Origin of the sequence: Kribbella soli (assembly GCF_004331345.1) — a bacterium.
GTDB classification, from domain to species: Bacteria; Actinomycetota; Actinomycetes; order Propionibacteriales; family Kribbellaceae; genus Kribbella; species Kribbella soli.
In genome coordinates this window covers 191353-216813 of record NZ_SJJZ01000003.1, presented here as the reverse complement: position 1 = coordinate 216813, position 25461 = coordinate 191353, and the positions used below count along the sequence as shown (strand labels likewise).

General features: G+C 69.9%; 25 protein-coding genes. 14 read left to right on the top strand and 11 right to left on the bottom strand.

Going from position 1 to position 25461, the window contains the following annotated elements; translation table 11 throughout:
- Positions 1–5: 5 nt before the first annotated feature.
- Together E0H45_RS24020 and E0H45_RS24015 are read right to left on the bottom strand one after the other, a co-directional pair.
- Positions 6–500, bottom strand: a complete 495-nt coding sequence (locus E0H45_RS24020) for a phosphatase domain-containing protein (protein ID WP_131341147.1) — start codon at positions 498–500, stop codon at positions 6–8.
- The gene (locus E0H45_RS24015) at positions 493–1038 is read right to left on the bottom strand and encodes a GNAT family N-acetyltransferase (RefSeq protein WP_131341145.1); all 546 of its coding nucleotides are present in this window, start codon (positions 1036–1038) and stop codon (positions 493–495) included. The genes E0H45_RS24020 and E0H45_RS24015 overlap by 8 nt, the downstream gene beginning before the upstream one ends.
- A 160-nt stretch (positions 1039–1198) precedes the next feature.
- Here E0H45_RS24015 and E0H45_RS24010 point away from each other — a divergent pair, with 160 nt between their 5' ends.
- Both E0H45_RS24010 and E0H45_RS24005 read left to right on the top strand, forming a co-directional pair.
- A complete protein-coding gene (locus tag E0H45_RS24010) occupies positions 1199–2326 on the top strand; it encodes a metallophosphoesterase family protein (protein WP_131341143.1) in 1128 nt (375 codons plus the stop codon).
- A gap of 11 nt (positions 2327–2337) precedes the next feature.
- Positions 2338–5073 (top strand): DNA repair ATPase, encoded by a 2736-nt coding sequence (locus E0H45_RS24005; RefSeq protein ID WP_238155220.1) that lies wholly within the window; start codon positions 2338–2340, stop codon positions 5071–5073.
- Here E0H45_RS24005 and fdhD read toward each other — a convergent pair.
- Positions 5057–5890: a formate dehydrogenase accessory sulfurtransferase FdhD gene (fdhD, locus tag E0H45_RS24000; protein WP_131341137.1), complete on the bottom strand. Its 834-nt coding sequence runs from the start codon at positions 5888–5890 to the stop codon at positions 5057–5059. The genes E0H45_RS24005 and fdhD overlap by 17 nt on opposite strands.
- The gene (locus E0H45_RS23995) at positions 5887–6867 is read right to left on the bottom strand and encodes a phosphotransferase family protein (RefSeq protein WP_131341135.1); all 981 of its coding nucleotides are present in this window, start codon (positions 6865–6867) and stop codon (positions 5887–5889) included. The genes fdhD and E0H45_RS23995 overlap by 4 nt, the downstream gene beginning before the upstream one ends.
- A 22-nt stretch (positions 6868–6889) precedes the next feature.
- Between E0H45_RS23995 and E0H45_RS23990 the strand changes: the two genes are divergently transcribed.
- Positions 6890–7507, top strand: coding sequence for a trimeric intracellular cation channel family protein (locus E0H45_RS23990; protein ID WP_238155219.1), 618 nt, complete (start codon positions 6890–6892; stop codon positions 7505–7507).
- Here E0H45_RS23990 and E0H45_RS23985 read toward each other — a convergent pair.
- Together E0H45_RS23985 and E0H45_RS23980 are read right to left on the bottom strand one after the other, a co-directional pair.
- Positions 7490–8200 carry a MerR family transcriptional regulator gene (locus tag E0H45_RS23985; RefSeq protein ID WP_238155218.1) on the bottom strand — a complete coding sequence of 237 codons (711 nt, stop codon included), beginning with the start codon at positions 8198–8200 and terminating at the stop codon, positions 7490–7492. The two genes, E0H45_RS23990 and E0H45_RS23985, sit on opposite strands and share 18 nt — an antisense overlap.
- Before the next feature lie 40 nt (positions 8201–8240).
- The gene (locus tag E0H45_RS23980) at positions 8241–9416 is read right to left on the bottom strand and encodes an MFS transporter (protein WP_238155217.1); all 1176 of its coding nucleotides are present in this window, start codon (positions 9414–9416) and stop codon (positions 8241–8243) included.
- 72 nt (positions 9417–9488) lie between these two features.
- Here E0H45_RS23980 and E0H45_RS23975 point away from each other — a divergent pair, with 72 nt between their 5' ends.
- From E0H45_RS23975 to E0H45_RS23965, 3 genes are all read left to right on the top strand, one after another.
- Positions 9489–10559: a ferrochelatase gene (locus E0H45_RS23975; protein ID WP_131341125.1), complete on the top strand. Its 1071-nt coding sequence runs from the start codon at positions 9489–9491 to the stop codon at positions 10557–10559.
- A complete protein-coding gene (locus E0H45_RS23970; protein WP_131341122.1) occupies positions 10556–11362 on the top strand; it encodes an inositol monophosphatase family protein in 807 nt (268 codons plus the stop codon). The genes E0H45_RS23975 and E0H45_RS23970 overlap by 4 nt, the downstream gene beginning before the upstream one ends.
- Before the next feature lie 294 nt (positions 11363–11656).
- A complete protein-coding gene (locus E0H45_RS23965) occupies positions 11657–11956 on the top strand; it encodes a DUF4193 domain-containing protein (RefSeq protein WP_131341119.1) in 300 nt (99 codons plus the stop codon).
- Positions 11957–12032: 76 nt separating this feature from the next.
- Here E0H45_RS23965 and E0H45_RS23960 read toward each other — a convergent pair whose 3' ends face one another.
- Entirely contained in the window at positions 12033–12356 is a 324-nt protein-coding gene (locus tag E0H45_RS23960) for a DUF4235 domain-containing protein (protein ID WP_131341116.1), read from the bottom strand.
- Positions 12357–12384: 28 nt separating this feature from the next.
- The gene (locus E0H45_RS23955; RefSeq protein ID WP_238155216.1) at positions 12385–12813 is read right to left on the bottom strand and encodes a DUF3093 domain-containing protein; all 429 of its coding nucleotides are present in this window, start codon (positions 12811–12813) and stop codon (positions 12385–12387) included.
- 91 nt (positions 12814–12904) lie between these two features.
- On the opposite strand from E0H45_RS23955, the gene dut reads away from it, so the two are divergent.
- From dut to E0H45_RS23930, 5 genes are all read left to right on the top strand, one after another.
- Positions 12905–13357 carry a dUTP diphosphatase gene (dut, locus tag E0H45_RS23950; RefSeq protein WP_238155215.1) on the top strand — a complete coding sequence of 151 codons (453 nt, stop codon included), beginning with the start codon at positions 12905–12907 and terminating at the stop codon, positions 13355–13357.
- A gap of 87 nt (positions 13358–13444) precedes the next feature.
- On the top strand, positions 13445–14092 hold the full coding sequence (locus E0H45_RS23945) for a DUF3710 domain-containing protein (protein ID WP_131341112.1): 648 nt from the start codon (positions 13445–13447) through the stop codon (positions 14090–14092).
- Between the two features lie 18 nt (positions 14093–14110).
- Positions 14111–14500 carry an OB-fold nucleic acid binding domain-containing protein gene (locus tag E0H45_RS23940; RefSeq protein WP_131341109.1) on the top strand — a complete coding sequence of 130 codons (390 nt, stop codon included), beginning with the start codon at positions 14111–14113 and terminating at the stop codon, positions 14498–14500.
- Positions 14493–15281, top strand: a complete 789-nt coding sequence (locus tag E0H45_RS23935; protein WP_131341106.1) for a DUF3159 domain-containing protein — start codon at positions 14493–14495, stop codon at positions 15279–15281. The genes E0H45_RS23940 and E0H45_RS23935 overlap by 8 nt, the downstream gene beginning before the upstream one ends.
- A 549-nt stretch (positions 15282–15830) precedes the next feature.
- The gene (locus E0H45_RS23930) at positions 15831–17510 is read left to right on the top strand and encodes an HNH endonuclease signature motif containing protein (RefSeq protein ID WP_131341103.1); all 1680 of its coding nucleotides are present in this window, start codon (positions 15831–15833) and stop codon (positions 17508–17510) included.
- 83 nt (positions 17511–17593) lie between these two features.
- Here the strand turns inward: E0H45_RS23930 and E0H45_RS23925 are convergent, their stop codons facing one another.
- Genes E0H45_RS23925 through E0H45_RS23915 form a run of 3 tightly spaced genes read right to left on the bottom strand, consistent with a single transcriptional unit; the run spans position 17594 to position 19362 of the window.
- The gene (locus tag E0H45_RS23925) at positions 17594–17989 is read right to left on the bottom strand and encodes a VOC family protein (protein WP_131341101.1); all 396 of its coding nucleotides are present in this window, start codon (positions 17987–17989) and stop codon (positions 17594–17596) included.
- Between the two features lie 26 nt (positions 17990–18015).
- Positions 18016–18690, bottom strand: a complete 675-nt coding sequence (locus E0H45_RS23920) for a potassium channel family protein (protein ID WP_131341098.1) — start codon at positions 18688–18690, stop codon at positions 18016–18018.
- Between the two features lie 9 nt (positions 18691–18699).
- Entirely contained in the window at positions 18700–19362 is a 663-nt protein-coding gene (locus tag E0H45_RS23915; RefSeq protein ID WP_131341095.1) for a potassium channel family protein, read from the bottom strand.
- A 94-nt stretch (positions 19363–19456) separates the two neighbouring features.
- Here E0H45_RS23915 and E0H45_RS23910 point away from each other — a divergent pair, with 94 nt between their 5' ends.
- The 3 genes from E0H45_RS23910 to E0H45_RS42945 are packed head-to-tail and all read left to right on the top strand — an operon-like array spanning position 19457 to position 25461.
- A complete protein-coding gene (locus E0H45_RS23910) occupies positions 19457–21487 on the top strand; it encodes an APC family permease (RefSeq protein WP_131341092.1) in 2031 nt (676 codons plus the stop codon).
- A complete protein-coding gene (locus E0H45_RS23905) occupies positions 21484–22683 on the top strand; it encodes a class I SAM-dependent RNA methyltransferase (RefSeq protein ID WP_131341089.1) in 1200 nt (399 codons plus the stop codon). The genes E0H45_RS23910 and E0H45_RS23905 overlap by 4 nt, the downstream gene beginning before the upstream one ends.
- Before the next feature lie 36 nt (positions 22684–22719).
- Positions 22720–25461, top strand: coding sequence for a hypothetical protein (locus E0H45_RS42945; RefSeq protein WP_202872497.1), 2742 nt, complete (start codon positions 22720–22722; stop codon positions 25459–25461).

Sequence of the window (25461 nt, the reverse complement as noted above, 5' to 3'; positions counted from 1 at the left end):
CAGGCTCAGGTGCGGCCTTCGGACTCCTGAGCCTCGAAGAGGGTCGGCTGGGACTCGTTGTCGAGTCCCCAGTCGGCCCTCATCACGGTGTAGCCGGCCTTCTCGGCGGCCTTGATCACCGACACGTCGTCGTCGACCAGGACGGCGACCGGACGCTGTTCGGCGAGGCGTTTCAGCCGGCCGAGCTTCATCAGCATCGACGGGCGGCGGTCGGTGTTGCTGCGCATGTAGACCTTGCCGTCCGGGAAGCCGTTGTCCTTCAGCCACTTCTCGGTGTCCCGCCGGATCCGCTCCGGGCGGCCGGTCAGGTAGACGATCTCGTGGTCCGCGGCCAGCGTCGTCGCGACTGCCAGGCCTTCCTCGAGGACAGCATCGTCCTTGGAGCCCGCGAAGAACGAGTCCCAGTCCTTCGGCTTCCGCTCGATGAAGTGCAGCCGCTTGCTGGTGTCGGACAGCGTCGCGTCGATGTCCAGTACGGCGTACGGTCGCTCGTCACTCATGCGCCCCAGCTTCCCAGGTCGCCCGGTCGACGGCGTACAGCACCTCCCCGAACTCGGTTCCGGGCAGCGGATCGTCGAAGTGTTCGTGGTACACCCTCTCGAAGCGCAACCCCGAGCGCCGCATCACCGCCCGCGAGCGGTGGTTGACCGCCATCGTGTCCGCTTCCACCCGCTCCATCCCGAGTTCGGTGAACGCGTGCGCGATCAACGCCCGGGTGCCTTCGGTCGCGTACCCCTTGCCCCAGACGGTCCGCTTCAGCCGGTACCCGACGCCCACGGTCCGCGGGTCTGCCGTCGGCTGGATGCCGAACCACCCGACGAAGCCGTCGGCATCCTCGGCCTTGAACGTCCCGAGCCGCGGATGCTCGGCGTACACCTTGAGGATCTCCGGCAGTACGACGCCCTCGACCTCGTCCCGCGGCGTCACCTGCCCGGTCAGGAACCGCATCACCTCAGGATCCGAGTCCAGCTCCGACAACAAGCCGGCGTCGTCCGGTCCGAACCGCCCCAACCGCAACCGCTCCGTCGTGAGATACACGTCCGGACTCTCTCATCGTCCTTGCGCCCTCACCAGCCATTTCGGGGGCCGCGAAACGGTTGGTGGGGGCTCAAAGTGCGTCCGGAGTGTGGGCGGTGTGCGGGTTTGGGGGTGTTGGGTTGGGTGGTTGTCGGCGGTGGGGGTTAGCGTTCTGTTCGCTATGGACGAGTCGATCACGTTTCTGCACAGCTCGGACTGGCAGCTGGGCATGATGCGCCGGTTCCTGGGGCCGGACGGCCAGGCCCGGTGGGGTCAGGCGCGGCTGGATGCTGTCGCGCGGATCGGCGAGGTCGCGGAGCGGACCGGGGCGGCGTTCGTGGTCGTCACCGGGGACGTGTTCGAGCACAACCAGGTCGAGCGGCAGACCATCCTGCGGGCGTGCGAGGCGCTCAAGCGGATCCCGGTCCCGGTCGTGCTGCTCCCGGGCAACCACGACGCGCTGGAGCCGGGGTCGCTGTGGACCTCGAGCCAGTGGCTGGCACATGCGCCGGACCACGTGACGGTGTTGACCGAAACGACGCCTTTCCAGATCGTGCCGGGTGTCGAGCTCGTCGGCGCACCGTGGCGGTCGCGGCGCCCGCTGTCCGACCCGGCGGCCCCTGGGTACGCCGACCTCACGGCAGACCCGAAGACGACGCGGATCCTGCTCGCCCACGGACAGTTGACGAGTCTGTCCGGCGGCATGTCCGACGTACCGACGATCGACCAGGCGGCGCTCGAGGCCGCGGTCGCGGACGGCCGGCTGCAGTACGTCGGCCTCGGCGACCGGCACTCGACGACGCGGGTCACCGACCGGATCTGGTTCTCCGGGACGCAGGAGGTCACGTCGCCCGAAGAGGACGCGCCGGGCAATGTGCTGAAGGTGACGATCGGCGGCGGCGAGATCGACGTCGAGCCGGTGCGCGTCGGCGCGTGGCACATGGTGGATCATCGCGTCGACCTGTTCGACGAGGAGTCGATCACGGCGCTCGAGGACTGGTTCGCCGAGCTGCCGGACAAGGAGCGGACGTACGTGCGGCTGGCCGGCGACGGGTCGCTGTCGTTGCCGTTGCTGGCCCGGCTGGACACGATCATCGACTCCCAGGGCGAGGTCTTCGCGAGCGTCGAGCGCTGGGTGAAGTTCTGGACCGTGCGCCCGGCGCCGGACGCGGCGGACCTGGAGTCGCTGCAGCTGAGCGGTCCGGCGCGAGCCGCGATGGAGGAGCTGCGGCAGGCGTTGGCCGGTGGCGACGAGGGCGCGGGTGCGGCGCTGTCGCTGATGCACCGATTGGCGCGGGACGCGGGATGAGATTACACAGCTTGGCGCTACGGGACTTCCGTGGCGTCAAAGACCGCATTGTCCGGTTCCGCGCGCTCGGCACCACCGTGGTGGTCGGCGACAACGAGGTCGGGAAGTCCAGCCTGGTCGAGGCGTTCGGGCTGATCTTCGACCTGCCCGACGACTCGAAGTCGACGCGGATCCGCGACATCCAGCCGGTCGGTCAGGACGTCGGCCCGGAGGTGACCGTCGAGCTCAGCCTCGCCGGCCGCGAACTGACGTACACCAAGCGCTGGCTGAAGAACCGTTCCACCGAGTTGACCGTCGTCGAGCCCGACGGCCGGCGGCAGTCCTGGACCGGGCGCGAGGCGCACAACGAGGCCGAGCGGATGTTCCACGAGAACGTCGACCCGGTGCTGTGGCAGACCTTGATGGTCAGTCAGGGCCAGTCGTTGGTGCTGCCAACGCCGGCCGACGCGGAGCCGCTGATCACCGCGGTGACCGCGGAATCGGGGACCCCGGTCGACGGTGCGTCGATGCCGCTGGTGACGGCCGTCGAGCACGAGTTCCTGCGGTACTGGACGCCGCGCGGCAAGCCGACCGGTGACTTCGCCAGGTCGGCGAAGGCAGTGTCGGCGGCCGAACTGGCCGCCGCGCAGGCGCTGCAGGCGATGGAGGAGGTCCAGTCCGACATCCGGCGCGCCGAGCGGCTGAACCTCGACCTCTCAGACGTGGCCGGCCGCCTGGCCGAGCACCTCATCGGCGTCGAGGAACTGCGCGAGCGCAAGCAGGCGACCGACGAGATCCTGCTCCGCCGCGACTCGGTCCGTTCGCGCGCGGAGACCGCACGGGCCCGGCTGGAGAACCACACCCGCACGCGACTCGACCGTGAGCGGCTCCTCGACGAGGTCGAGCGGTTCACCAAGACGGAGGCCGAGCTCGCCGCGCGGCGGGCCGACGCGGAGTTGGTCGCCAAGACCGCGGCCGAGACCGTCCAGGCGGCGGAGGCCACGCTGGCGGAGGTCGTGGAGCTCAAGGACCTGCGGCGTACCGACGTACAGACGGCGGAACGTCGCGTCTCGGACCTGATGGATCGCGCCGAGCTGGACCGGTTGGTCGGGCAGCAGACCGAGCTGGTCGACGTCCGGGCGCGGATCGCCGCGGCCGGGACGATCCTGGACCGGATCAAGGTCGACGACGCGTTGGTGGCCGCGTTGGAGGATGCCCGCGCGGCGGTGGTCGAGGCCCGCGCGGCGCTCGCGGCCGGCGTACCTGAGGTGTCGGTACGGCGACTTGGCGCGGAGCCCGTGGAGCTGTCCGGGACCGGCCTGGAAGGCAACGTGCCGTCGGAGCTGGGCTTCGACGAGTCGACCGAGGTTCTCGTCTCCGGCGAGCTCGTGGTCGGCGTGCCGGGGCAGGTCGAGGTGACCGTCCGGGCCGGTGGTGACGCGGCGGCGCTGCGTTCGCGCGTCGACGACGCCGTACGGCGGGAGAACGACCTGCTGAAGAAGGCCGGCGTCAAGGATGTCGCAGCGGCGCGGGAACTGTTGCGGAAGGCGGACACCGCGAGCGCCGAGCTGAACGAGGCGCGGCGGACCGAGAAGTCGCTGACAGCCGGAGGCGATCCGGGAGAACGGATCGCCGTGCTGACGGCGCGGCTCGGTGCCGAGGAGGAGGCCGAGGACGCCGGCGGCAAGGAAGCCGCGGTCGAGGGCGTGCCGGGGCAGATGTCGCTGTTCGAGGAGTTCGCGTCGCCGCACGACACGCTGTTCGACGACTTCGACGTACCGGAGCCGGAGCCTGACGATCTCTCGGGCGCGCAGCGGGTGCTGGAAGAGGCCCGGAGCGGGTTGGCTGACGCGGAGCGGCTGCTGACGGATGCGGAGTTCGCGGCGGCGCAGGCGCGCAAGGCGGCGGACGAGGACCGGTCCGAGGCACAGAACGCACGGGCCCGGTCGGAGCTGGCAGGGGAGCGGCTGGCTGCGGCCGTCGAGGCGTTGGAGTCTGCGCGGTCGGTGCTCGACGACGAGGCCGTGGCGGTGGCCGAGACCGAGGCGACGGCTGAGGTCGAGGCGGTGCTCGAGGAGCTGACCGCCGTACAGGAGCAGGTGGCCGAGGCCGGGGCGGATCAGGTAGCGGGTGAGCTGACGCACGCGTTGGCCGTGGCGACGCGGCTACAGGGCGAACGCGACAACCTGCGCGACGCGTTGCGTACGACGGAAGGCCGCCTGGAGCAGTCCGGGCGGGACGGACTGGCGACGCGGCGGGACGTGGCCGAGCTGGAGCTGGCCGCCGTACGCACGGAGCACGACAGCCTCCTGCGGCGAGCCGAGGCGGCGCGACGCGTCCACGAGACGCTGAGCCGGCATCGGGCGGAGGCGCAGACGAAGTACTCCGAGCCGTTGCAGAGCCGGATCGAATCGCTCGGCCGGAGTGTGTACGGGCCGTCCTTCCGGGTCTGGCTGGACGACGACCTCGCGGTCGCGGAGCGCGAGCTGGACAACGTCCGGCTACCGGTCGAGGCGCTGTCGACGGGTGCTCAGGAGCAGCTGGCGATCATCACGCGGCTGGCGATCAGCCACCTCGTCAGCACCGGCGAGGGCAGCGTGCCGGTGATCTTCGACGACGCCCTCGGCTGGTCCGACAAGGCCCGCCTCCGCGACATGGGCGCCCTCCTCGGCCGCGCCGGCGACCACGGCCAGGTCATCATCCTGACCTGCATGCCAGACCGCTACGAGTACGTCCCGAAAGCAACCTTCATCAAGCTGGACGGATGATCCGCTCAGGCGCGGAGTAGACGACGCAGCGGTCGCCCCGGGTGAAGCCAGCCAGGGTGATGTTGAACTGGCGGGCGAGGTCGACGGCGAGGCTCGATGGGGCGCCGACTGCCACGATCATGCCGAGGCCGGCGGCGACTGCTTTCTGGACGATCTCGTAGCCGGCGCGGCCGCTGACGGCGAGTACCAGGCCCTTGCGGCTGTGCTGGTTGAGCACGGTCCAGCCGACGACCTTGTCGACCGCGTTGTGCCGGCCGATGTCCTCCTTCACCACGACCTTGCGGCCGTCCGCGGTGAACAGGCCCGCGGCGTGCAGACCGCCGGTCCGGCTGAACATCGGCTGCGCCTCGCGGAGCAGGTCGGGCAGGCGGCGTACGACGTCGACCGAGGCCTCGACCGGGTCCACCGGGTCGTACTCGCGCTCGGCGAGTTCGTCGAGGCTCTGCTGGCCGCAGACACCACAGGCGGCCGATGTCACGCCGTACCGCTGGGGTGGTTCGCGGTCCGGGGGACCGTCGAACGTGACGGTGACGGTGTTGAACTGCTGCTCGCGGGTCAGCGTGACATCGGTGCAGTAGGCAACGGCCCGGATCGCGTCCGGGCGGACCGCGAACCCCTCGCCGAGGCAGAACCCGGCGGCGAGCTCGAAGTCGGAGCCAGGGGTACGCATCGTGACGACCAGCGGCTCCGGTGGCCGGCCGGGCCATTCGAGGCGCAGTTCCAGCGGCTCCTCGGTGCTGACGACGTCCTCGCGCCGCGACGTCCGGTCGCCGTCGAGCACCTCGACCTTGAACCTGCTGGTGGGAGCCTTCGTCATACGTCCACGGTAGGCCAGTTCCGCCGTACGGCGAGCCAGTCGAGGAATGTCCACGCGTAGAGACGCTGGTGCTCGCGCAGCGCCGGCGTACAGCCGGGTGGGGGTGGGGCCTCGGTGTTCCTCATCATGTACGCCGCGATCACGGCCGCGAGACAGTCGAGGTGATCCTTCGGTACGTCGGCTGTGAGCGGGCTGCGCGCGATCGCGGCGAAGGTGTCGATGCCTTGGTGCTGGGCGAGCGGCAGCAGGCCGACCCAGTCCCCCCAGCGCGGGCCGAGCGTCAGCCAGTTCCAGTCGATCGTCCAGCAGGCGCCGTCGTTGTCGATCAGGATGTTGTCCGGGCGCAGGTCGGAATGCGTGGCGGAGTCGCCGGTGAGTGCTTCGGGCGCCAGCTTGACCAGCTCCGCGAGCTCCGGCAGCACGCGCGGCAGCCAGGCCTGCAGCCCGTTCGGCAGCTTTCGCTCGCCCGCAAGGATCTGCGCCGGCACCTCGACGTCGTCCCCGATCAGGTCCCCGAACCTGCTGAGCCCGTCCAACGGACTCGGCCGCAACACCTCAGCCAGCTGCTCACAGGTAGCAGTCACCAGGCCGAAGTCCTCCACCGTCCAAGGAGCACCTGGCATCCGCCCCTCGATCCACTCGGAGGCAACTGCGAACCAGCCGTCGACGTGGGCGGTGGTGATGATGGCTGGTGCTCGGACGGAGCTCGGGAGTTGTGGGACCACCGCGGCTTCCCGCTGGTATGCCTCGTAGGCGTGCTGGCCTTCCCCGGCCGCCTTGATGAAGACGCGGCGGCCGTCGGCGAGCTGCGCCCGCGCAGCGAAGCCTCCGGTGAACCCGGAGCGGACCGGTGCTGAGACAGCCGTGATCTGAGTGCCGAGGGCAACGGCGAGCTCCTCGTGCAGTGCGGCCGGCAGCGAGTTCCAGCCGGGCCGGAGCGAGGTAGCGAAGTAGTCGACGTCCGGGGCGCGGTTCATGCCCGAACGATAGCGTCGGGCTGTGAGTGGATCCGTGGTGCTGCAGGTGCTCGATCTGGTCGGGATCTTCGTGTTCGGGATCACCGGCGCGCTGGTCGGCGTACGGAAGAAGCTGGACGTGTTCGGGATCCAGGTGCTGGCGCTGGTCACCGGGCTCGGCGGCGGCTTCATCCGGGACGTGCTGATCGGCCAGACCCCGCCCGCCGCGCTCGAGGACTGGCGCTACCTGGTGGTCCCGATCGCGGCCGGTCTGCTGACGTTCTTCCTGCACCCGGGGATCGGCCGCGTCGAGCGGCTGGTGAACATCTTCGACGCGGCCGGCCTCGCCCTGTTCTGCGTGACCGGTGCGCTGAAGGCGATCGAGTCCGGACTGTCGCCGATCTCGGCCGCGCTCCTCGGCACGCTTTCGGCGATCGGCGGGGGAGTCCTGCGGGACGTGCTCAGCGGCCGCGTCCCGGTCGTCCTCCGCTCCGAGATCTACGCCACCCCGGCGTTACTCGGGGCCGGCATCGTGGTTGTCGCATCGGCGTTGGAGTACCACGCGCTGTGGGTCCCGATCGCCGGCGCGGTGGTGTGCTTCGCGATCCGGCTGCTCGCGATCCGCCGCGGCTGGAACGCGCCGTTACCCCGCAATTCGTGACGGCGGCGTCCATCCGTTGACCACGGCAACCAGTTCCAGGTAGCGGTGCCAGTGCGGTCCGGCCTCGGTACGCCGGAGCTCGATCAGGCGGCTGCGGTACTCCGGGTCCGCCCGGAGCGGGTCGTCTCCGGCCAGGGCGAGGTAGCCGGCCATAAGACGACGTACCGAATCTCGGAAGTCGGGCGCGGTAACCAGCGTGGTCAGCTCCAGCCAGGCCTCGACCTGCTGCGGTTCGGCGTCCTCGGGCAGGACCGGCGTCAGGTTCTGGCGGACGGCGGGGGCGGTGCCGGCGAGCGTCGTATCGAGGAAGTCGGCGATCAGCGCGCGGCGGTCCTGCTCGGATTGTTCGGTCATGAGGTACACGTCCTCCGGGTCGGGATGGTTGGCGAGGACCGTGACCAGGGCGTGCTGGCGGCGGAGCGTGCGGATCTGGATCGCCAGCGCGTCGGCGTGGGTCGCCGCGACCTCCGCGAGGGAACGTTCGTCCCGCAGTACGGCGTGGATCGTCGGCAGATCCAGGTCCAGTGCACGCAACGTCCGGATCAGTCGCAGCCGTACGACGGCGGTGTCGTCGTACCGTCGATGGCCGGCAGCAGTACGCCGTACCTCCAGCAGCCCGAGGTCGGAGTAGTGCCGCACGGCCTTCACCGACACCCCGGCGAGCCGCGCCACCGCACCGATCGAGTGGTCCATACCCACGACCCTCACACCTCCCGTAACAGGAGATACAAGCCTAGTTGTGGGCGAACCGCTCCTTGGGGCGGGCGAAGGTGATGGAGGCCGCGGCGACGAGCGCGCAGGCGATGCCGACGCCGAACGGGACCCAGTACGCGTCCGACGGGCCCCAGACGTCGACCGCGTGGCCGGCGGCCGCGTTACCCGGTGCGACGCCGAGCAGGATGCCTGTGACGGTCCAGGTGATCGCCTCGGTCAGCCGCTCCGGCGGCACCCACTCCTCGACACACGCGGTGACCGCGACCATCGTCGGTGCGATCGTCATACCGCAGCAGAACAGCACGGCGCCGAGGAGCCAGACGCTGTTGACCCAAGGGAGCGGTGCCAGCGTGATCGCGAGTGCGATGGTGCCGAGCAGCAGCCGGCGCTCGACCGGAGCCCGCCAGTGCACCGACCCGTACCAGAGCCCGGCCAGCAGGCTGCCGAACGCCCAGACCGCCAGTACGACGCCAGCCAGCCCCGCCTGTCCCTTCTCGGTCGTGAACGCCACTGTGATCACCTCGGCACCACCGAGCGTCGCACCGAGGCCGAGACCGATCAGGCTGAGCAGGAGGATCGAAAGCCAGGGGAGTGGCGCCTGCTCGGCACCATCCGACTTGCCACGTCCTGGCGGGTCGGATGCGCGCAGCAGCGCCAGCCAGATGCCACCGGCCAGTCCCAGTACGCCGGCCGCGGTTAGAGCGGCGTACGGACTGGCCTGGGTCGCCAGTGTGGTGACGAGCACCGGGCCGACGATGAAGACCACCTCGTCGCCGACCGCCTCCAGCGCGAACGCCGTCTGCAGTGCTCGTCCACGGCCCAGCAGGTGCGTCCAGCGCGCCCGGACGAACGAACCCACCTGTGGACGGGTGCCACCGGCAATGAACGACAGCACGTACAGGACCCACGTGGGCGCGTCGGCACGCACAGCGAGGAGCAGTGCGGCCAGACCGACCGTGCAGGCCACCGAGCCGATCAGAATCAGCCCGCGCTGGCCGAACCGGTCGACCAGCCGGCCCTGGATCGGACCGGTCAGCGCACCGGCGATCACGGCCACACCGGAGACCGCACCGGCGAGACCGTACGAGCCGCTCTCCTGGGCGATCAGGATGACGATGCCGAGCCCGATCATCGAGATCGGCATCCGCCCGAGAATCCCGGCAGCGAAGAACGATGCCGCTCCGCGGCGGCGCATGAGATGGACGTAAGGCTTGAGCATGAGAGACCGGGAGCAGCTTAGGTCATGTCCGTCTGAGAAGCTTGGAATATGTCGCCTGCTGCACCCCCGTACGACGCTGTCCTGCTGCTCTCCTTCGGTGGGCCCGAGAAGCCCGACGACGTGCTGCCCTTCCTGCAGAACGTGACCCGCGGCCGCGGGATCCCGGACGAGCGGCTGAAGGAGGTCGGCGAGCACTACTACTCGTTCGGCGGCAGGAGCCCGATCAACGACCAGAACCGGGCACTGCTGAAGGCGCTGCGGGCGTCGTTCGACGAGATCGGGCTGGACCTGCCGATCTACTGGGGCAACCGCAACTGGGCGCCGTACCTGACGGACACGATGCGCGAGATGGCGGCCGACGGCGTACGCCGGGCCGTGGTGATCGTCACGTCCGCCTATCCGTCGTACTCGGGCTGCCGGCAGTACCGGGAGAACCTCGAGGACGCCGCCCGCGAGATCCCGGACGCGCCGCAGATCGACAAGCTCCGGCACTACGCGAACCACCCCGGCTTCGTCGGGTCGTTCGTCGAGTCGACCGCCGACGCGCTGAGCAAGCTCCCGGACGGCGCCGCGATCGCCTACGTCACGCATTCGATCCCGACCGCGATGAACGCGACCAGCGGCCCGGACGGCAACGGGTACGTCGACTGGCACCTGGACGTCGCCGCGGAGATCACAGCCGAGCTGGAGCGGCGCACCGGTCAGACTCGGCGTACCGACCTGGTCTACTGCTCGCGGTCCGGGCCGCCGCAGGTCCCGTGGCTCGAGCCGGACGTGAACGACCACCTGGAGGCGCTGGCCGCCGACGGGGTGCCCGGTGTGGCCGTCGTACCGATCGGGTTCGTGAGCGATCACATGGAGGTCATCTACGACCTCGACACCGAGGCCGCGAAGACGGCCGCGAAGCTCGGACTGCCGATGGCGCGCGCCGCGACGCCGGGCACGGACGAGAAGTTCGTCACCATGCTCCGCGACCTGGTGGTCGAGCGGGCCGCGGCCGAGCGCGGGGAGCAGCCCGCCCGGCCGTGCGTCGGCAAACTCGGCCCGGCCTGGGACGACTGCCGTCACGACTGCTGCCCACCGCTGCGCCGACCTACTCGTCAGAAGGAAGCCGTATGACCTCCTCCTCGGAAAGCCCGCAGGACCTCCTCAAGCTGGCCGTGGAGGTGGCGGAGGAGGCGGCGCAGCTGATCGTCGAACGCCGCCGCGGCACGATCACGGTCGCCGACACCAAGAGCACCGTCACCGACGTGGTCACGGCCGTCGACCGCGAGTCCGAGGAGCTGATCCGGGCCCGGATCCTGCGCGCCCGGCCGGACGACTCCTTCCTCGGCGAGGAGGGCGACGACGTGGTCGGCAGCAGCGGCGTGCGCTGGGTCGTCGACCCGATCGACGGCACGGTCAATTACCTCTACGACATCCCGACGTACGCCGTCTCGATCGCGGTGGAGTACGGCGGGGAGACGGTCGCCGGTGTGGTGGTGGACGCGCCCAAGGGCGAGATGTTCACCGCGACCCTGGGCGGCGGGGCGTTCGCGGACGGCAAGCCGATCCGGGTGTCGGGCGCGACCGAGCTGAACCAGGCACTGGTCGGGACCGGGTTCGGGTACGACCCGGCGCGCCGCCAGGTCCAGGCCGAGGTGATCCAGCACCTGATCACCAAGGTCCGCGACATCCGCCGGATCGGGGTCGGCGCGATCGATCTGTGCTACGTCGCGTGCGGCCGGCTGGACGTGGTGTACGAGCGCGGACTGAACCCGTGGGACTACGGTGCGGGCGCGCTGATCGCGGCCGAGGCCGGAGCCCGGGTCGGCGGGCTGAACGGCGCCCCGGTGTCGCCGGAGATGTCGATCGCGGCCACTCCGGCGCTGTTCGAGCCGTTCCACGCGTTACTGATCGCGGCGGACCCGTTGCGCGCGTAAGTGCCGGTGAGTGCTCGTTTCTGCGCAGTACTGCGCACTAACGAGCATTCTGGTGTTCGGTACTGACATTTGTGACGACACGCGGGTCACAGCATGGACCCAGTCGTGCATTGCGGGCCTTTATAGGGCACAATCCCGTCCTCGGGAACGGTGATTGCCGATCCCGGCCTGACTGTCAAGGGTTTCGGGGGACGAAGATTCTGCGCGGGTGCTCCGCTGCGGAATTTCTCGGCCGCTTCACCCGTTCAGGGCTCAGCAGGCAACACCACGGGTACGAAGAGGGCAGGGAACACCATGGCGACTGATTACGACGCCCCGCGCAAGACGGACGAGGAATCCTCCGAAGAGTCGATCGAAGAGCTGAAGACTCGCCGTCACGACAAGAACTCCGGCAAGGTCGACGAGGACGAGGCCGAGGCCGCGGAGAGCTTTGAGCTGCCCGGCGCGGACCTGAGTCACGAGGAGCTGGCGGTCCGTGTCCTCCCGCGCCAGGCCGACGAGTTCACCTGTTCGAGCTGCTTCCTGGTTCACCACCGCAGCCAGCTCGCCGAGACGAAGAACGGGCAGCTGATCTGCCGCGACTGCGCAGCCTGACACCAGCGCCCTACTTCGTAGTAATAGACAGCGGGACCGTCCCACTTCGGTGGAACGGTCCCGCTGTCATGCCTGCTCAGTCTTTCTTGGCCAACCCCGTGTCGGTGCCCTTCACCAGTCGCGCGGTGGCGTCCGCCTCGTAGCCGGGCGGCGCATAGCCGGTGGACTTGAGCCAGTACGCGGCCGCACGGCGCTCCGCGAAGAGCTTCGCCGCGGCTGCGGCGCCGGCGCTGACAGCGGCCCATACGGCGACCTCGGCGTACCCGCCCTGGCCGTTCTTCGGCGGCTTCCCGCCCGACCCCAGCTTCCAGGCCGTGCTGACCGCCTTGCTCGCGGCCAGGCCCACCACGATCGTGAAGGCGGCCTGTACCAGCTTCCAGCCGATCTTCGCTCCGACCACAACACCCTCCTCGTACGACTGCTGACAGTCAGGATCTTCCCACGCTGTGCCCGCTCAGGGCGGCAGCCAATCGATCCGGGTGGCGCGTGGCGATCACCCAGTACGGCGCCGGATCGGCCGGATCGGTGATCTGCACCCGTACGGCCCCGCGGATGTAGCTCCGCAGTACCAGGAACGCTTTCGGGTCGCAGTCGCGTCCGAACGCGTGCCGCGCCTCGTCGCCGGTCAGCTCCTCGACCGTGCCCAGATACGACCGGTCGATCTCCGCCCGCCCGGCGCGCAGTCGGGTGTCGTCGACCTCCACGCGCGCGCCGCCGTACCGGAGGAACAACGCCAGGAGAAGGACCGCGGCGAGTCCGCCGACCACGACGCCGGCCATCGTCCCGACCGGTACGGCGACGATGCCGAACAGCGTGACCACAGCGGCGGCGGCGATGATCCACCACGACACCGGCACCCGCAGACTTTCCCGATACGTACTTTGTTCCAGGCCCACAGGACCAGCCTGGCATGTGGTCCGTCCGGGCCGCTCGATAGGGTCGCCTCTCGTGACCGAGGTACTCATCCAGCGACTCGACCCTGACCTCCCGCTCCCGTCGTACGCGCATCCCGGCGACGCCGGCGCGGACCTCGTGGCGGCCGCCGACCTGACCCTGAAGCCGGGCGAGCGCGGCCTGGTCGGGACCGGGATCGCGATCGCTCTGCAGAACGGGTACGCCGCGTTCGTGCACCCGCGCTCCGGGCTGGCCGCGAAGCACGGCGTCTCGATCGTGAACGCCCCCGGAACCGTCGATGCCGGGTACCGCGGCGAGATCAAGGTCTGCCTGATCAACCTCGACCCGCACGCCGAGGTGACCGTGCGGCGCGGCGACCGGATCGCGCAGTTGGTCATCCAGCAGGTGGAGAAGGCCCGGTTCGTCGAAGTGACCTCGCTGCCGGGGTCTGCGCGCGGTGACCAGGGACACGGGTCGACCGGCGGTTTCGGCAATGTGACACGCTGACCAGGTGCACCCGTTGACCTGCCGGATGCGCGAGACTACGGCGCTGTATCAGCGCCGGCACCAAGACCAAGGAAGTAGGCAACAGCTGTGATCTTCCGCCGTAAGGGCAAGAACGACGAGCCCGAGACGGGCGAGACCCTCGACGAGACCGAACCGGCGGACGTCCGCGCCGAGGGCCCGTTCGACTCGACCGAGGTCGACGCCGCCGACCTGGAGGCGGAGGACCGGATCGACCTGGGGGCGCTGGTCGTCACCGGTATGCCCGGCATGGAGCTGGGCCTGCAGGTCGACGAGCAGAGCGGAGTGGTGCAAGCGGTGCTGCTGATGCTCGACGACTCGGCCCTGGAGCTGCGCGCGTTCGCGGCGCCGAAGACCAGCGGCATCTGGGACGAGGTCCGCCAGGAGATCGCCGGCGAGGCCGCCCGGATGGGTGGTACGGCGACCGAGTCCGAGGGACCGTTCGGCACCGAGTTGGTGCTGGTCGTCCCGGTCGAGGACCCAGAAGGACAGGTCTTCAGCCAGACCTCCCGCGTCATCGGTGTGGACGGCCCGCGCTGGCTGCTCCGCGGCACGGTCCTCGGCCGCGCCGCCGTCGAGGAGGACGCCGCCGAGCCGATGGAAGCGACCCTGCGCAACACCGTCGTGGTCCGCGGTAACGAGCCGATGGCGGTCCGTGAGTCGCTGCCGCTGCAGATGCCGCCGGGCTCTCAGCCGAATGAGCCCGAAGAGGCCTAGCGGACTACACTCGACGCCATGGGCAGCAACAAACCCGCGGGGCTGTGGAAGCGTGCCTTCCGCGGCCTGGCCGGGGACCGCGACGAAGAGGATGCCGAGGTCCTGAAGGACTTCGCGCAGGACTGTGGCGCGCGGTCCATCACCGGCTGCCACGACCGGGAGCTTGTCACGCTGTACGGCACGCTGCGGACCATCACGTTCAGCCCACGCGGCGGCGTACCGGCACTGGAGGGTGAGTTGTACGACGGCACCGGAACGGTGAAGCTGATCTGGCTCGGCCGCCGCAAGATCGGCGGCATCCACGCCGGGTCGGAGCTGATCGCCTCCGGGCGGATCGGCGTCGTCGACGGCGACCGGGTGATGTTCAACCCGCGCTACGAACTCCGCCCGCAGGCAGCCCATGGCTGAGCCGACGTCCCGCCGGGACCAGGACCAGATCGACGAGGATCTCAACGAGAAGTTGGTCGACATTCTGAAGCCCGAGCTCGACGCTGCAGCCACCGAGCTGCAGGCCGACGAGCCCTCGAAGCCGGCCAAATCCACCGACAAGGACTTCTTCCACGCGCTCGGTGGGTGGGGCGCGCTGCTCGACATCGGGCTGCCGTGGATCGCGTTCCTGGTCGCGTACGCAGTCACCGACCACAAGCTGCAGCAGTCGCTGATCATCGCGGTCGGTCTCGCCGCGGTGCTCGCCGTCGTGCGTCTCGTCCGCCGGCAGCCGCTGCGGAACGTGTTCGGCGGCTTCATCGGCGTACTGATCTCGGCCTGGGTCGCGAACCGCACCGGCAACGCCAAGGACTTCTACGTCCCCGGCCTGCTCACCAACCTCGGCTACGGCCTGCTGTACCTGATCACCGTCCTGATCCGCTGGCCCCTGTTCGGCGTCCTGTACGGCGTGATCACGCAGACCGGCACCGCCTGGCGCCGCGATCCCGCGCTGCTGAAGGGGTTCTCCCGGGCGACGCTGGTGTTCGTGGGCCTGTTCGCGATCCGGCTGATCGTCCAGGTCCCGCTGTACTTCACCGGCAGCCTGAACGCCCTCGGCATCGCCAAGATCGGCCTCGGCCTGCCGTTCTACGCGCTGGCGATCTGGCTCGCGTACGCCGTGCTCCGCGGCTCGATGCCCGCGGAGAAATGGGACGAGGCCCGAGACAGCATCACCCACCTCCTCCGCGGCAACAAGAAGTAACCGAAGGAACACCCCTCCGCGGCGGCTGTGCTGTTTGGCTTCCTGCGGCAGCGCGGACTGTGGAGCGCCTGGGGTGTTGCAGGCCGTCCCGCACCTGGGAAGGTCACCGGCTGTCTCACCGGCCGCCTCCGGCGGCGCGCCGACTGTGGACTGGCCGGGCTGCTGTTAGCGGCGCAACCGTCCCGCGTCCGGGGAGGACGCCACTTCACGGCGGCTGTGTTGTTGGCCGCCTCCGGCGGCGCGCGGGCTGTCGGGTGTTCAGCCGCTGTGCGCGGAGTTGATGTCTCGCGCCCGACCGCGCTGCTGGCCCGGGCGCCGTGGTGGCTTAGCCGGCCGCGTCGATTGCACGCAACCGGTCGACACCGCGCTCGAGATCGCGGCCCCAGCCGCTGGACCTGGCCGTCGGGTGAGCGGCATCGAACCTCCTTGTGCCTTCCGTCGCGCCGCCTGGCATCGTTGTTCGTGTTGCGCAGTATTCCCTTGTAAAAAAGGGCTTCTGGGCCCGGGCTCAATTTGACCGAGACCGGATCGTGACATAAACTAGAACACATGTTCGAAGGCGATCTGGGCGAGCTCGACACCGCGGACCTGCTGGCCGCGGCGTCGGAGTACGGCCGGATCCAGGACCGGGCCGCGGTACGGGTGCTGGAGGCGGCGCTGGCTTTTGCCGACCGGCACGCGGTGGTGTGGGGCGAGCCGCGGCCGGGCTACGAGCAGATTCATGTGTATGGCGGTGACGGTTGTCCGGGGGTGGCGGAGTTCGCGCCGGTCGAGTTCGGCGCGGTGATGCGGATGTCGAGCGGTGCGGCTGCGGCGTTGATCGGGGAAGCGTTGGCGTTGCGGCATCGGCTGCCGAGGATCTGGGCTGCGGTGCTGGCCGGGAACGCTGTCGCGTGGCGGGCGCGCAAGATCGCGCACGCGTGCCTGGCGTTGTCGCTGGAGGCGGCCGCGATCGTGGACCGGCGGGTGGTCGGGATCGTCGACACCGTCACGCCGGGTGCGCTGCAAAGGATCGTGAAGGCGGCGGTGTGGGAGGCCGACCCGGAGGCGGCGAAAGCCCAGGCCGAGGCGGCCGCCCGGACCCGGGGTGTGTTCGTGGCTCCGTCGGATGACCATGGCACGAAGCGGATCTGGGTCCGGGCCGCGGCCGGTGACGTGATCCGGTTCGACGCGACGATCGACGACCTGGCCCGCGCGTTGAAGACCCTGGGCGACACCGACGACCTGGACCAGCGGCGCGCGAAGGCGATCGGCTGGATCTCCGACCCCGCAGCCGCCCACCAACTCCTCGAAGTCGCCCGCCACCTCGCCCGCACCCAGCCGGCCCACCCCCAGCCGGCAGACGCCCAGCCCACCGACTCCCAGCCGACCCACGCCCGACGGACTCACATCACCCCCGACGATGGGGCCGAGGACCGGGCAGACGGCGAGGACAACGGTGCGTACGGCGGCGCGTCGCCCGGATGGGATGACGCTATGTATGACGGTGGGGATGACGGCACGCATGACGTTGCCTGTGACGGTGGGGATGACGGCGCGGATGAGGTTGGCCGTGACGGTGGCGGCGGGGATGCGTTCACGCGGCTGGCGTTGGCGGGTACGTTGCCGGGTCGGCTCGCGGCGATCAAGCGGGCGGCCTACAGCGACGGGCTCGGGGCTGGGAGCGGGCGGCGGAACCGGCACACCCTGTACGTGCATCTGACCGACCGGACGCTTGCCAGCGGCAACGGTGTACTGCGGGTCGAGGAACTCGGGCCGCTGCTCGCAGGCCAGCTGAGCGAGCTGCTCGGTCATGACCAGATCGTCGTGAAGCCCGTGATCGACCTGCAGGACCAGGTCAGCGTGCACAGTTACGAGATCCCGGACCGGATCCGCGAACGGGTAAGACTCCAGCACCCGACCGACATGTTCCCGTACAGCGGCGCCGAAGCCACCAGCCGGATGGATCAAGACCACATCACGCCGTACGACCGCACCGGTCCACCAGGACAAACCACCGCCGACAACCTCATACCGCTAGGCAGACTCCACCACCGCGCCAAGACCTTCGGCGGCTGGCGCAGCCGACGCCTGCCCACCGGAGCCGTCGACTGGACCAGCCCCCACGGATTCCGGTTCGTCGTCGACCACATCGGGACCCATCCAGTGGTCGACACGGCCGAGGCAGCCCGCGTCGTAGCTAGTTCTCGCGCTGAAGCCCGCCAGGCCCCGAGGCCCGTCAGGTCCTGAAGCTCGCCCGGGCCGTGGGGACGCGCCGGGGGAGCCCTGCTCCGGATCCGTGGAGACGCGGCGGAGGAGCCGTGGGTCGCTGGTTACGTGTGGTTTTGGACGAACTTGAGTTGGTGGGCGTCGGGGTCGTGGACCCAGGCGTAGTGCAGGCGGCCGTCCGGGGAGTCGGTTGGTGGGACGACGCTGGTGGCTCCGGCAGCCAGGGCGAGGGTGTACATGGCGTCCACGTCGTCGCACCAGAACACGATCTCCGTCGCGGGACGACCGGCCGGTTCGACGCCGAGGGCGACGAGTTCGTTGGCGACGCGCGCCGAGGTCAGACCGATGCGAATGCCGGCCGCCTCGACCTCCACATGCGCGATAGGGCCAGAGGCGGGTGCCCGAAACGCCTCCGTCAGGCCGACGCGCTTGTAGAACGCGAGGCACCTGTCCACGTCGTCGCAGAACAGATTGACCTGGAACTGCTGGATCTGCACCATCCGGCAACCCTAGGACGCGCTCCCGGCTACTCCGACTTGCGGTGGTGGGGGGAGAGCATGTCTTCGAGCTGCTCCTCGGTTTCGTCGGCGGCGACGAAGAGGAGCTCGTCGTTGAGCTCCAGGGTGCCCTCCGGGTCCGGGCGCAGGACCCTGCCCTCGCGGAGGATGACGACCAGCGCGGTGTCCAGCGGCCAGTCGACGTCGCCGACCCGCTGACCGATCATCGGGGAGTCCTCGGGCAGCGTCAGCTCGACCAGGTTCGCGTCGCCCTGGCGGAAGGTGAACAGCCGGACCAGGTCGCCGACCGACACCGCTTCCTCGACCAGCGCGGACATGATCCGCGGCGTGGACACCGACACGTCCACGCCCCAGGCCTCGTTGAACATCCACTCGTTGCGCGGGTGGTTGACCCGGGCAACGGTCCGGGGTACGCCGAACTCGGTCTTGGCGAGCAGTGAGACGACCAGGTTGACCTTGTCGTCGCCGGTGCTGGCGATCGCGACCTGGCAACGCTGCAACGCGGCCTCCTCGAGCGAGGACAGCTCGCAGGCGTCGGCCAGCAGCCACTCGGCGCGCGGCACCGACTCGGCCTTGATCGCCCGGGGGTCCTTGTCGATCAGCAGGACCTCGTGGCCGTTCTCCAGCAGTTCGCCGGCGATCGAACGACCCACGTTGCCGGCTCCCGCGATGGCTACCCGCATCACAGCTCCTCAGGCCTCTTCAGGTTTGGTGCCGAGCTGGGCCTCGACCGCGGCGACGTCCCGCTCCAGCATCACCACGTGCACCAGGTCACCCTCCTGGATGACGGTATCGGCTCGAGGCAGGACGCCTTCGCCGAGCCGGGTCACGAACGCGACCCGGGCACCGGTCGCCTTCTCGATGTCGAACGCGGGCCGGCCGATCCAGTCCGCGTGCACATGCACCTCGGCCAGCCGGACGCTGCCGGACGGGTCGCGCCACTCCGGCTCGGAGCCCTCGGGGAGCAGCCGGCGCATCATCTGGTCGACGGTCCAGCGGACGGTGCCGACCGTGGGGATGCCGAGCCGCTGGTACACCTCGGCGCGTCCCGGGTCGTAGATCCGGGCCACCACGTTGCTGATCCCGAACGTCTCGCGGGCCACGCGGGCGGCCAGGATGTTCGAGTTGTCGCCGTTCGACACCGCGGCGAACGCCTCGGCGTCCTCGATCCCGGCCTCGATCAGCACCTCACGGTCGAAGCCCATCCCGACGATGGTCCGCCCGGTGAACGCGGGGCTCAGCCGGCGGAACGCGTCAGCCGACTGGTCGATGATCGCGACCGTGTGGCTGCGTTTCTCCAGACCGCGGGCGAGCATCGACCCGACGCGGCCGCAGCCCATGATGACGACGTGCACTCGCTGATCACTCCCTGCCCCGTGGCGGGCCGCTGGCTCGGTTCGGCAGGGATAGACGCTACACCGGAACTGGGGGCCCTCTAACATCACCGGTGTGACTCCCGCTCTAGGCGATATCGGCAAACGGCTGCTGCTCGGACGCAAACTGCGCAGCACTCAGCTGGGTGAGACCCTGCTGCCCAAGCGCATCGCCCTCCCGGTGTTCGCGAGCGACGCGCTGTCATCGGTCGCTTACGCCCCCGACGAGATCTTCCTGACCCTGTCGATCGCCGGACTCGCGGCGCTGACGATCTCCTGGAAGATCTCGCTCGCGGTCGCGGTGGTGCTGATCGTCGTCGTGCTGTCGTACCGGCAGAACGTGCACGCCTACCCGTCCGGCGGCGGCGACTACGAGGTCGCCAACGTGAACCTCGGCCCGACCGCGGGCCTGACGGTCGCGAGCGCGCTGATGGTCGACTACGTCCTCACCGTCGCGGTGTCGATCTCGTCGGCCGCGCAGTACGCCGCCTCGGCGATCCCGGCGATGGAGGGACACCAGGCGACCGCGGCCGTGATCGCGGTGCTCTTCCTGACCACGATGAATCTGCGCGGGGTGCGCGAGTCGGGGGCCGCGTTCGCGATCCCGACGTACATCTTCATGTTCACCATCCTCGGGATGGCGGCCTGGGGCTTCGGCCGGTTGCTGTTCGGGCACCTGCCGGACGCCTCGAGTTCCGGCCTGGACATCGCCGCCGAGGACCAGTTCGCGCACGGCGCGAGCGGGATCGCGATGGCGTTCCTGATCCTGCGGGCGTTCTCGTCCGGGTGTGCCGCACTGACCGGTGTGGAGGCGATCAGCAACGGCGTACCGGCGTTCAAGAAGCCGAAGAGCCGGAACGCGGCGACCACGCTGGCGTTGCTCGGCAGCATCTCGATCGCGATGGTGGTCAGCGTCGTGACGCTGGCGAACGTGATGAAGGTCCGCTTCGCCGAGGACCCCGGGACCCAGCTGCTCCGCGACGGTGTGCCGGTCGGCGAGGGGTACCACCAGGACCCGGTGATCGGCCAGCTCGCCAAGGGCATCTTCGACCACTTCTCGCCCGGCTTCTACCTGGTCGCCGCCGCGACCGGCGTGATCCTGGTGCTCGCCGCGAACACCGCGTTCAACGGCTTCCCGGTGCTCGGCTCGATCCTGGCCCGCGACGGCTACCTGCCGCGGCAGCTGCACACCCGCGGCGACCGGCTGGCGTTCAGCAACGGCATCATCATCCTGGCCGGCTTCGCGATCGTGCTGATCGTCTCGTTCAACGCCGAGGTGACCCGGCTGATCCAGCTCTACATCGTCGGCGTGTTCGTCTCGTTCACGATCAGCCAGATCGGCATGGTCCGGCACTGGACCCGGCTGCTCCGCGACGAGCAGGACCCGGGCAAACGGGCCCGGATGATCCGGTCCCGGGTGATCAACGCGGTCGGCCTGACGCTGACCGGCGTCGTGCTGGTGATCGTGCTGATCACCAAGTTCCTGCTCGGCGCGTACATCGCGATCATCGCGATGGCCTGCCTCTTCCTGTTGATGAAGGGCATCAGCCGGCACTACGAGACGGTCCGCCGGCAGATGGCGGCCGAGGGTGACGAGCCGCTCATGCTGCCGTCCCGGGTGCACGCGATCGTGCTGGTCTCCAAGCTGCACAAGCCGACGCTGCGGGCGCTGGCGTTCGCCAAGGCGGCCCGGCCCTACCAGCTCGAAGCCGTCACGGTCGACGTCGACCGGGACGAGGCGGACCAGCTCCAGGCCGAGTGGGACGCCCGCGGCATCCCGATTCCGCTGAAGCGGCTTGCCTCGCCGTACCGGGAGATCACCCGGCCGATCCTGCAGTACGTGCGCGACATCCGGCGGCAGTCGCCGCGGGACGTGGTGATGGTTTACATCCCGGAGTACGTCGTCGGCCACTGGTGGGAGCACATCCTGCACAACCAGAGTGCGCTGCGGCTCAAGGGGCGCCTCTTGTTTACACCTGGTGTGATGGTTACGTCCGTTCCTTACCAGCTGCTCTCGTCGCAGGGGGCCGAGGAACGGCAGGATCGGGTGGAACGGGTTGCCGGCCAGGTACGGCGCGGTGCCCGTAAGGCGTCAGGAGATCGGTGACAGACGAAGACAGTCTGGTTGGGGCGGTAGTCGAGCTGGAGGTAGGGCCAGTCGCGCACGGGGGACACTGTGTCGCCCGGCACGAGGGGCAGGTGGTGTTCGTCCGGCATGCGCTGCCGGGGGAGTTGGTGCACGCCCGGATCACGGAACAGACGGCGAAGTACCTGCGGGCCGACGCGGTCCAGGTGCTCACGCCGTCCCCGCAACGGATCGAGCCGCCGTGCCCGTATGCCGGACCGGGCCAGTGCGGCGGGTGTGACTTCCAGCACGCCAACATCGTTGAGCAGCGGCGGCTCAAGGCGACCGTCGTTTCGGACACCCTCCGGCGGATCGGTGGGATCGAGCGGACCATCGTGATGGAGTCGCCGGGTGACGACGGGCTGGGCTGGCGGACGCGGATGCGGTACGCCGTCGTGGACGAGCGGCCCGGTATGTACGCGCACCGCTCCCACGACCTGATCCCGGTCGACCAGTGCCTGCTAGCGCACCCGGGGACGCCGGACGTACTGAGCTCACGGTGGCCGGGTGTGTCGTCAGTGCAGGCGGTGGTGTCCTCAGAGGGAAAGACCGCCGTACTGACCGACCAGGACCCGGGGGAGCGGCTGGTAGAGGTGGTGCGCGACCGGCGGTTCCTGGTGGAGGCCGGTGGGTTCTGGCAGGTCCACCCGGCGGCGCCGGAGACGTTGGTGGACGCCGTACTGAGTGGGCTGGAGCCTGCTGCTGGTGAGACCGCGCTCGACCTGTACTCGGGTGTCGGGCTCTTCGCGGCGTTCCTGGCCGAGGCCGGTTGCGCGGTGCTGGCGATCGAGGGCGACAAGGACGCGGTCCGGAACGCCCGGCGGAACCTGCACGATCTGGATGGCGTCACGCTGGAGAACGGCGATGTCGAGCGGGTCCTGAACGCAGCGGCCGGTCAGGGCCTGGAGCATGTGGACCTCGTCGTCCTGGACCCGCCACGGACCGGCGCCGGCAAGGACGTCGTACGGCGGATTGCGGCGCTCGGGCCGCGCCGGGTGGCGTACGTCGCGTGCGACCCGGCGGCGCTGGCCCGGGACCTGAAGACGTTCGGGCGCCTCGGGTACGGGATCGCGTCGCTGCGCGCGTTCGACCTGTTCGGCATGACCCACCACATCGAGTGCGTCGCCATCCTCGAGCCTGTGGACAGTGAAGTGGCCAGTCCTGGAGGGCTCGGGTAGCGTCTGGGCCTGGATCCAAATGCGCTTGGAGACCTGATGCCGCTCGTTGACCTGGACGACCCGGAGGAGTTGCGCGCCCGCTGGAGCGCACTCGCCGCGGTCGCGCATGCCACGGGCTTCGATCGGCGCTGGTACGCCGACGCCGACGGGTACCACCACCAGGACGAGAGCGCGTCCGTGCTGCGGATGGCGCGCCTGGAGGACGGGCGGGCGGTGCTGTGGGGATTCCACACGCAGCACAGCCAGACCGCCGGCGAGGACCTGCTGGCCGGGTCGCCGGAGTGGATCGGGCAGCCGGAGGTGCGGCAGCGCCAGACGGCGGGCGAGCTCGGGTTCGTGTACGGCGCGTTCAACGGGAGCTGGGCGCGGGCGTCGTACCCAGGGGACCCGTGGCAGCCGGTCGACGACGGGTTCACGCCGATCGGGGAGTGGATCACCTCGGACGAGGCGGCCGCCGACGAGATGGTCGAGTGGGTCGCGGAATGGGCCGACTACCTCGGCGGCCTCGACGAACTCCGCCCGTACGGCGTGGAGCTGATCCGGGCCGCGGCCGGTCCCGGGATCTCGGCGGCGGCGCTCGCGGCGTTCTTCGACCCGTTCGGGATCGACCCGCGGTCACCGGTGCAACCCGACCTGCCGGCCGGCGTGGCCGCGGGCGAGGACTTCACCCGAAACGTTGCAGAACCGGTAAGTTTCGCCACAGACCCTGACACGGCCGAGGTCTCGGTCGTTGAAGATCCCGTGATCGGAGACAACCCGCCAGGCGACGACGAGGAGTCGTACGTCGTCCCACCCGGCATCAGCCCCTTCACCGGCCAGCCGATCGCCGACCCGCCGCCGTACGCACCGCCCGCAGACCCGCACGCCGGCGTGGTCGCGCAGCCTGGGCCGTACGTGGATCCAGCTGCGCCCGGCACGTACCTGCCGGAGAACATCTCGAGCCCCGGTCTGCCGACGTCTCATGCGTACGATCCGACTCTTCCGTCCTCTGAGCCGCCACGGGTTGGCGGCGGGGTGTACGAGGGCGAGGACTTCTACAACAGCCTGTTCGCCGACGCTCCCGCCAGCGCTGCCCCGGTGGCTGATCAGGACTGGGAGACGGCGGAGCAATCGTCCTGGTCCGACCAGGAAGCCACTAGCGCGTACAACCCGTTCCCTGAGCCCACTCCGGACCCGGCCTGGACCGGACCCGCCTGGATCAACGGCGAGTGGGTAGAAGACCCGGCCAGCTCGGCCCCTGCCAGCTCGGCGTCCGATGGATCGGCGGATCCGGCGCCGGTGGACTCTCCGTTCGCGGCGGTCGCGGATCTCGAGGACGACGACGCACCGACCGCCGAGATCGAGGCAGTACTGGAGACGGCCGATGAGGATGACGAACTGTCGTCCTTCACCGGTCCGTCCCCGTTCGCCCCCGCTCCCGAGCCGGCGCCCCAGGCGGTAGATCTCGCGGGCACGGACGCAGACGACGACCAAACCGCGGAGATTCCCGCCGTAGTCGACGACCTGGAGCCGGACGCGAAGCCGGCAGCTGAAATCCCCGAAGTACGGGCGCCTGAGCAAACCCCGGACGTACTGGCGTCTGCGCCGAGCGCGGACGTGCCGGGTGCGGAGGAGCACGAGGTTCAAGCTCAAGTTGAGCCTTACCCTCAACCTCAGCCCTGGCCGCAACCCCAACCGCAGCCGGAACCGTGGCCCCAGCCAGAGCCCCACCCCGCACCTTGGCCCCAGCCCACCCCACCCGCCCCGGAGCCGACCCCACACCCGGCCCCCACCCCCGACCCGTACCCAGGCCCGACGCCCACGCCCGTTCCGGAGCCCGGTCCCGCGCCCTTCCCGGATCCCGAGCCGATCCCTGGGCCCGTTCCCGAGCCGCTGCCCGAGCCCGAGCCGGAGCCGTTCCCACAGCCTGACCCGGAGCCGTTCCCGCAGCCCGAGCCCGAGCCTGAGCCGATGCCGGAGCCCGAGCCGCAGCCGACCCCGGAGCCCGAGCCGGAACCGATGCCGGAACCCGAGCCCGAGCCCCAGCAGGCTCCCGCGCCGGAGCCGGCGCCCTGGTCCGAGGAGGCGGCGGTGGCGCGGCTCGCGGGTGGCTGGGACATGATCCCGGGCGCCGGTGAAGCGAGCGACGAGTTCGGCGGTGACCCGGACGACGACATGCCGACGGGTTTCGTGCCCGTGGTGGACGAGGACGACGACGAGCCGGTGAACGGCGCGGCTCTGACGACTCCCGCGGCCGATGTTGGTGGGATGTTGGTTGCCGGCTTGGGATTGGTCGGAGGCGGCGGGCCTCGGCTCGTGCCTCCGGCTGGGTCGCTCGAGGAGGCGATGCGGGCCGAGGTGGAGCGGCCCCGGCCCCGGCCGGAGGAGTCGCCTGCGGTGCAGGCGTTGCATGACTGGTGCCGGGCGCGGACGGCGATCGTGCCGTCGGGGTTCACGATCCAGGTGCAGGTGCTCGACCCGGGCGCGCCGTCGTACCGCTTCGACCTGGAACCACCGGATGTGGACGACCCCGAGTTCGGGCCTGAGAAGCTCAGCGGCCTGCTCGGCGATCTCTGGCTGACCGAGGCGCAGGGCGAGCAGGGCGGCTGGCTGTTCGCGCGGATCGACGCGGCCGGACGGACGCTGCGGATCGACCGCTGGTACGACCAGGTGCCCGACTGGTGGGACAACCCGGTCGAGGAGCGCTTCAACGCGAACGAGCTGGTCCGCCGGCTGTACAGCCGCAGCGCCCAATGGCAGCCGTCGTACCTGGAGAAGCTGTACACCAGCGCGAGATAG